Annotated in this window: 9 protein-coding genes; all 9 read left to right on the top strand. The window is 68.0% G+C overall.

The window, feature by feature from the left end; genetic code table 11:
* The first annotated feature begins 32 nt into the window (after positions 1 to 32).
* Positions 33 to 512 (top strand): phosphonate C-P lyase system protein PhnG, encoded by a 480-nt coding sequence (gene phnG, locus QZ753_RS11240; protein ID WP_294643763.1) that lies wholly within the window; start codon positions 33 to 35, stop codon positions 510 to 512.
* A gap of 5 nt (positions 513 to 517) precedes the next feature.
* Positions 518 to 1,123: a phosphonate C-P lyase system protein PhnH gene (gene phnH / locus QZ753_RS11235; RefSeq protein WP_294643762.1), complete on the top strand. Its 606-nt coding sequence runs from the start codon at positions 518 to 520 to the stop codon at positions 1,121 to 1,123.
* Between the two features lies 1 nt (position 1,124).
* Entirely contained in the window at positions 1,125 to 2,204 is a 1,080-nt protein-coding gene (locus tag QZ753_RS11230; protein WP_294643761.1) for a carbon-phosphorus lyase complex subunit PhnI, read from the top strand.
* Positions 2,201 to 3,076, top strand: coding sequence for an alpha-D-ribose 1-methylphosphonate 5-phosphate C-P-lyase PhnJ (locus tag QZ753_RS11225; protein ID WP_294643759.1), 876 nt, complete (start codon positions 2,201 to 2,203; stop codon positions 3,074 to 3,076). Before QZ753_RS11230 ends, QZ753_RS11225 begins: the two co-directional genes overlap by 4 nt.
* Positions 3,073 to 3,852, top strand: a complete 780-nt coding sequence (phnK, locus tag QZ753_RS11220) for a phosphonate C-P lyase system protein PhnK (RefSeq protein WP_294643757.1) — start codon at positions 3,073 to 3,075, stop codon at positions 3,850 to 3,852. Before QZ753_RS11225 ends, phnK begins: the two co-directional genes overlap by 4 nt.
* Positions 3,853 to 3,854: 2 nt before the next feature.
* Complete coding sequence (gene phnL, locus QZ753_RS11215) at positions 3,855 to 4,568, top strand: phosphonate C-P lyase system protein PhnL (RefSeq protein ID WP_294643755.1); 714 nt, start codon at positions 3,855 to 3,857, stop codon at positions 4,566 to 4,568.
* Positions 4,568 to 5,230 carry a DapH/DapD/GlmU-related protein gene (locus QZ753_RS11210; protein WP_294643753.1) on the top strand — a complete coding sequence of 221 codons (663 nt, stop codon included), beginning with the start codon at positions 4,568 to 4,570 and terminating at the stop codon, positions 5,228 to 5,230. Before phnL ends, QZ753_RS11210 begins: the two co-directional genes overlap by 1 nt.
* A 32-nt stretch (positions 5,231 to 5,262) precedes the next feature.
* Entirely contained in the window at positions 5,263 to 6,111 is an 849-nt protein-coding gene (phnC, locus tag QZ753_RS11205; RefSeq protein ID WP_294643752.1) for a phosphonate ABC transporter ATP-binding protein, read from the top strand.
* Positions 6,112 to 6,136: 25 nt separating this feature from the next.
* The coding region (gene phnD / locus QZ753_RS11200; protein WP_294643749.1) for a phosphonate ABC transporter substrate-binding protein at positions 6,137 to 6,990 on the top strand (854 nt) is incomplete at its 3' end.

Below are 6,990 nucleotides of genomic sequence, written 5' to 3'. Positions count from 1 at the left end.
TAGACAAATAGACAACCGGAAGCGGGTCGTACATGATGCCTGAAACCGCCACTCCCCCCAATGCGCGCGCCGACGATGCCCGCAAGCGCGCCATGAACGCGCTGGCGCTGGCGCCCTGCGGCTTCCTGAAGGAACGCTTCGCTGGGTTTGCGAACGATGTGCCTGCGGCCATGCCCGTTCGCGGACCGGAGGTCGGCCTTGTCATGCTGCGCGGCCGGGCGGGCGGCGGCGGTGCGGCGTTCAACCTCGGAGAGGCCAGCGTCTGCCGCGCCACGGTGCGGCTCGCAACTGGCGAAGTGGGGCACGCGATGATCCTCGGGCGCGACGCCGAGACGGCCCGCATTGCCGCTCACTTCGACGCCCTCTGGCAGACCGATATCTGGCGCGATCGGATCGAGACCGAGGTCGTGACGCCAGCACTCGCCGCCGACGCCAAGGCGCTGGAGCGCCGGGCCGAGGAGACGGAAGCCACACGCGTCGATTTCTTCACCGTCGCCCGGGGCGAGGATTGAACGCCATGTCCGCTGCGCTTTCCACCACTGCCGTCTCCGGCGGCTTCGTCGATCCGGTCCTCGGCTCGCAGGCCGCATTCCGACGGATCATGGGCGCCTTCGCGGAGCCCGGCACCATCATCGATCTCGGCGGCTTCGTCTTCGCGCCGAGCCCTCTGACGCCTGCGATCGCAACGTTGCTGGCGACGCTCGCCGATGCGGATGCGCCGGTCTTTCTCGAAGCAGACGACGCGGCCGACGCGGCGGCCTGGATCGCCTTCCAGACCGGTGCGGCCGTTCTCGCCCATCCGGCCGGGGCTACCTTCGCGGTTCTGTCACCAATATCCGATCCTGCGAAGTGGCATCGCTTCCCGCTCGGCACCGACGTTTATCCCGATCGCTCCTCGACGCTGATCCTGCCGGTACAGTCGCTGGAAGGCGGCGCGTCGCTGTCGCTGTCCGGCCCCGGGATCGAGACGACGCGCCGCATCGCGCCCCTCGGTCTGCCCGCCGGCTTCGTCGCCGCCCGCGCGGCGAACCGCGCACTGTTTCCGCGTGGGCACGACCTCGTTCTGACAACCGACGCCCAATGCCTCGTGCTGCCGCGCACGACCCGCGTCGAGGAGGCGTGAGATGTACGTAGCCGTCAAAGGCGGTGAGGCCGCCATCCAGAAGGCCCACCGGCTGCTCGCCGATCGCCGCCGCGGAGACCGAAGCATCCCGGCGCTAACGATCGAGCAGATCGCGTCGCAGCTGGCGCTCGGCGTCGACCGCGTGATGGCGGAAGGCTCGCTCTACGATCCCGACCTCGCGGCGCTCGCCATCCGCCAGTCGCGGGGCGATCTGATCGAGGCAATCTTCCTCCTGCGCGCCTTTCGGACCACCCTCTCCCGCTTCCGCGCCGCCGAGCCGCTCGACACGGGCGCGATGCGGCTGGAGCGGCGCATCTCGGCGACCTACAAGGACCTGCCGGGCGGCCAGCTTCTCGGGCCGACCTTCGACTACACCCACCGCCTGCTCGACCCCGCGATGGCGCGCGACGAAGCCGTCGCCGAGCCGGAACGCCGCGCTGCACCGACCGCCGTCGCACCCCGGGTGACCGATCTCCTCGGCGCGGAAGGGCTGATGGAGGACGACGGCGAACCCGGTGGCGAGCCCGGCGACATCACGCGCGATCCCCTCGATTTCCCGGCCGGACGCGACCTGCGGCTTCAGGCGCTGGCGCGCGGCGACGAGGGTTTCCTCCTGGCGCTCGGGTATTCGACACAGCGCGGCTACGGGCGCACCCATCCCTTCGTCGGCGAAATCCGGATCGGGCTGGTCGATGTCGAGGTCGAGCTTCCCGAACTCGGCTTTGCCGTCACTATCGGGCGCGTGCGCGTCACGGAATGCCAGATGGTGGCGCAGTTCACCGGCGGGCCCGACGAGCCGGCCCGCTTCTCGCGCGGGTACGGCCTCGTGTTCGGGCAGTCGGAGCGCAAGGCGATGGCCATGAGCCTCGTCGACCGCGCGCTGCGGGCCGACGAGTACGGCGAGGAGCGGCGCAGCCCGGCGCAGGACGAGGAGTTCGTGCTGGAGCATTGCGACAACGTCGCCGCGACCGGCTTCGTTGAGCATCTCAAGCTGCCCCACTACGTCGATTTCCAGGCCGAACTCGACCTCGTGCGTCAGCTCAACGCCGAGCGTGACGCCCGTCAGGAGGCAGCCGAATGAGCACCGAGCTTCCCGCCATCAACTTCGCCTATCTCGACGAGGCGACCAAGCGCATGATCCGGCGCGCGCTCCTCAAGGGGATCGCGATCCCCGGCTATCAGGTCCCTTTCGCCAGTCGCGAGATGCCGATGCCCTACGGCTGGGGGACGGGCGGCGTGCAGGTCACCGCAGCGGTGATCGGTCCGGACGACGTCCTCAAGGTCATCGACCAGGGCGCCGACGACACGACCAATGCGGTGTCGATCCGGGCATTCTTCCAGTCCGTCGCGCTCGTCGCCACCACGACGAAGACGGCGCAAGCCACGATCATCCAGACCCGCCACCGCATTCCCGAGGTGCCGCTCCGGGCCGGACAGATCCTTGTCTACCAAGTGCCGATCCCCGAGCCCCTGCGCTTCCTCGAACCGCGCGAGACCGAAACGCGGACGATGCACGCGCTCGAGGAATACGGGTTGATGCACGTCAAGCTCTACGAGGACATCGCGCGTCACGGCCATATCGCGACCACCTACGCCTATCCGGTGAAAATCGAGGGGCGCTACGTCATGGACCCCTCGCCGATCCCGAAGTTCGACAATCCGAAGATGAACCGCTCGCCGGCACTCCAGCTCTTCGGGGCGGGCCGCGAGAAGCGCATCTACGCGCTGCCGCCCTACACCGAGGTCGTCAGCCTCGACTTCGAGGACCATCCGTTCCGCGTCCAGAGCTTCCGCACGCCGTGCGCCCTGTGCGGCTCGACGGGCGCCTATCTCGATGAGGTCGTCACCGACGACCGAAGCGGACGCATGTTCGTCTGCTCCGACACCGATCACTGCGAGACGCAGCGCGAAGCCGCCGAAACCGGCCTCGCGCTCGGGGAGGCCGCGGAATGACCATGGAAACCCCTCTCCTCCAGGTCCGCAATCTCGAAAAGCGCTACGGATCGCGCGTCGGCTGCACCGGCGTCTCGTTCGATCTCTGGCCCGGCGAAGTGCTCGCCATCGTCGGCGAGTCCGGTTCGGGCAAGACCACTCTCCTGTCGTGCATCTCGGCGCGCCTCGAGCCGACCGCCGGCAGCGTCTCCTACGCCATGCGGGACGGCGTAACCCGCGACCTCGCGACCCTCACCGAGGCCGAGCGGCGGCTCCTGATGCGGACCGACTGGGGCTTCGTCCATCAGAACCCGGCCGACGGGCTGCGGATGCGGGTCTCCGCCGGAGCCAATGTCGGCGAGCGGCTGATGGCCGTCGGCCAGCGCCACTACGGGACCCTGCGCGAAACGGCGCAGGATTGGCTCGGTCGGGTCGAGATCGCCGGAAGCCGCATCGACGACCGGCCGATCGAGTTCTCCGGCGGCATGCGCCAGCGGCTTCAGATCGCCCGCAACCTCGTCACGCATCCGCGTCTCGTCTTCATGGACGAGCCGACCGGCGGGCTGGACGTGTCGGTGCAGGCGCGGGTGCTCGACCTCCTGCGCGGCCTCGTCGCCGACCTCGGGCTGTCCGTCATCATCGTGACCCACGATCTCGCCGTGGCGCGGCTCCTGTCGCAGCGGATGATCGTGATGAAGGAAGGTCGCGTGGTCGAGAAAGGCCTGACCGACCGGGTGCTGGACGATCCGCACCACCCCTACACTCAGCTCCTCGTCGCCTCGATCCCGGAGTCCTGACCGTGTCCGCTCCGTTCCTGTCCGTCGACGGCGTCGCCAAGTCCTTCACCATGCACCTGCGCGGCGGGCTGACGCTGCCCGTCGTCGAGAACGTCCGCTTCGAGCTTCACCCCGGTGAATGCGTGGTTTTGGGCGGGCCCTCGGGCGTCGGCAAGAGTTCGATCCTGCGCATGATCTACGGCAATTACGCGGTGGATCGCGGCTCGATCCTCGTGCGCGATGCTGCCGACGGCGAGATGCGCGACCTCGGTGCCGGAGACCCGCGCACGGTGCTCCGCCTTCGCGAGCGCTCGATCGGCTATGTCAGCCAGTTCCTGCGCGCCGTGCCCCGAGCCTCGGCGCTCGAGGTGGTGGCCGATCCGCTGGTCCGGCTCGGCGTGCCGCGCGAGGATGCGAGCCGGCGGGCGGCCGCCATGCTGCGCCGCCTGAACCTGCCGGATGCCCTCTTCGACCTGCCGCCTGCGACCTTCTCCGGCGGCGAGAAGCAGCGCGTCAACATCGCGCGCGGTTTCCTGACCGATCATCCGATCCTGCTTCTCGACGAACCGACGGCCTCCCTCGACGCCGCCAACCGCGACGTCGTTGTGTCGATGATCCGCGAGAAGCTCGCTTCCGGTGTCGCCATCCTCGGCATCTTCCACGACGAGCCCGTCCGTGCGGCCGTCGCCACGCGCATCCTCGACGTCTCAGCTTTTTCCGCCCGGAGGGCCGCCTGATGCCGAAGCTCAGCGAACACACGCCGTGGATCCATCCGACGGCCGAGATCGAGACTACGTCCTTCGGCCGATACACCGAGGTCGAGGCGCGGTCCGTCCTGACCGAGACGGTCCTCGGCGACTATTCCTATGTGATGCAAGACTGCCGGATCTTCGCCGCCCGCATCGGCAAGTTCGTCAACATCGCGGCCTCGGTGCGCATCAACGCGACGAACCATCCGGTCTGGCGCGCCACGCTGCACCACTTCACCTACCGCGCCGGAGATTATTTCGAAGGCGCCGAGGACGAGGCGGACTTCTTCGAGGCACGGCGCGAGAACACCGTGAACATCGGCCACGACGTCTGGATCGGCCACGGCGTGACGGTGCTGCCGGGCATCACCATCGGCAACGGCGCGGTTGTCGGCTCGGGCGCGGTGGTGACGCGCGACGTCGCCCCCTACACGATCGTCGGCGGCGTCCCGGCCCGCCCGATCCGCGACCGCGTCGGCCCGGGGGTCGGCGAGCGGATGGATGCGCTCGGCTGGTGGGACTGGCCGCACGACACGCTGCATGCCGCGCTCGAAGACTTCCGCACCCTCGACGCCAGCGCCTTTCTCGACCGCTACGAAGGCGTCACGCAACCTTCATCGGCGCGTCACGCGAACCGCATCGCTTCGTGACACTGTCCGGGAAAACCGGAAGGACGACCGCCATGACCGCGATCTCCGTGTCTCGCCTGTCGAAGCGCTTCGGAACGACGCAGGCCCTGTCGGGCATCGACCTGTCCATCGGTTCGGGGGAAATGGTCTGTCTGATCGGTGCCTCGGGATCGGGGAAGTCGACGCTGATCCGCCACATCGCCGGACTGGAACTCGGTGACGGCGGCGACAGCCGGGTCTCGATCTTCAACGTACCGACACAGGCGGGCGGGCGCCGTCTGCCGGGCGCGCGCACGATGCGTCGCGATGTGTCGATCCTCTTCCAGCAGTTCAACCTCGTGTCGCGCCTGTCGGTCCTCACCAACGTTCTCGTCGGCAAGCTCGGGCGCATCCCGCGCTGGCGCGGCACGTTCGGCGTCTTCAGCGCGGGCGAGAAGTCGGAAGCCAGGAGCGCCCTCGCCCGCGTCGGCATCGAGAAGGTCTGGCGCCAGCGCGCCTCCACGCTCTCCGGCGGCCAGCAGCAGCGGGCGGCGATCGCCCGGACGCTGGTCCAGAAGTCGCGCATCCTGATCGCCGACGAGCCGATCGCCTCGCTCGATCCGGCATCGGCCCGCCGGGTGATGGACATCCTGTCCGACATCAACCGCACCGATGGCATCACGGTCTTGGTATCGCTTCATCAGGTCGAGTACGCGCGCCGCTATTTCCCGCGCACGATCGCCATGCGGGACGGCCAGATCGTCTTCGACGGTTCGTCCTCGGCGCTGACCAACACCTTCCTGTCCGAGCTCTACGGCGCAGCCTCGGAAGAACTCGTCCTGCCGGAAGCCCCGGCAGCGCATCCCGACCACCGGCCAGAGCCGGCGGCACATCAGCGGCTCGGAGCCTTCGAGGCCGCCTGAACCCATCCAACCATCGGAGACGACAATGAACGCGATCCTGAAGGGTCTGGCGGCGCTCGCGCTCGCCTCGACTTTCGCTGGCTCGGCCATCGCCGAGACCATCAACTTCGGCATAATCTCGACCGAGTCGCAGCAGAACCTGCGCACGAAGTGGCAGCCGTTCCTCGACGACATGAAGAAGGAAACCGGTCTCGAGATCGAACCCTTCTTCGCCACCGATTATGCCGGCGTGATCGAGGGCATGCGCTTCGGCAAGGTCCAGATGGGCTGGTTCGGCAACAAGTCGGCGATGGAAGCGGTGGACCGCGCCAACGGCGAAGTCTTCGCCCAGTCCGTGCCGGTCAGCGGCGAGCCGGGCTATTACGGCCTGATCCTGGCGCCCAAGGATTCCCCGCTGAACAGCGTCGACGACCTCCTCAAGTGTGACAAGACGCTGAACTTCGGCCTCGGCGATCCGAACTCGACCTCGGGCTACCTCGTGCCGATGGCCTTCGTGTTCGGCGCCCGGAACATCGACCCGAAGTCCTGCTTCAAGACGGTGACCAACGCCAATCACGAGACGAACGCGATGGGCGTAGCCAACGGCCAGCTCGACGCCGCGACCAACAACACCGAGAACCTCGCCCTGATCGAGAAGAACCAGCTGGCCGCCTTCCAGAAGGTCAAGATCATCTGGAAGTCGCCGCTGATCTCGTCGGACCCGATCGTCTGGTCGAAGGACCTCTCGGCCGAGACCAAGGAAAAGCTGCGCACGTTCGTGCTTAACTACGGCACCGATCGCACGAAGGGCGACAAGGGCGAAGAGCTGAACACGCTCGCCGGCCTCACCTGGTCGCCGTTCCGCGCCTCCAGCGACGACCAGCTTCTGCCGGTCCGCGT

This window comes from uncultured Aureimonas sp. (assembly GCF_913775355.1).
Lineage (GTDB): Bacteria > Pseudomonadota > Alphaproteobacteria > Rhizobiales > Rhizobiaceae > Aureimonas.
Note: the sequence above shows the minus strand (reverse complement) of the source record. Positions and strands in the feature narration are given on the sequence as shown.

Bases quoted from the DNA above. Each gene is read 5' to 3' on its own strand.
- QZ753_RS11225 (WP_294643759.1), top strand. From the start codon at position 2,201: ATGAGCACCGAGCTTCCCGCCATCAACTTCGCCTATCTCGACGAGGCG.
- QZ753_RS11210 (WP_294643753.1), top strand. From the start codon at position 4,568: ATGCCGAAGCTCAGCGAACACACGCCGTGGATCCATCCGACGGCCGAG.
- phnC (WP_294643752.1), top strand. From the start codon at position 5,263: ATGACCGCGATCTCCGTGTCTCGCCTGTCGAAGCGCTTCGGAACGACG.
- QZ753_RS11230 (WP_294643761.1), top strand. From the start codon at position 1,125: ATGTACGTAGCCGTCAAAGGCGGTGAGGCCGCCATCCAGAAGGCCCAC.
- phnK (WP_294643757.1), top strand. From the start codon at position 3,073: ATGACCATGGAAACCCCTCTCCTCCAGGTCCGCAATCTCGAAAAGCGC.
- phnH (WP_294643762.1), top strand. From the start codon at position 518: ATGTCCGCTGCGCTTTCCACCACTGCCGTCTCCGGCGGCTTCGTCGAT.
- phnG (WP_294643763.1), top strand. From the start codon at position 33: ATGATGCCTGAAACCGCCACTCCCCCCAATGCGCGCGCCGACGATGCC.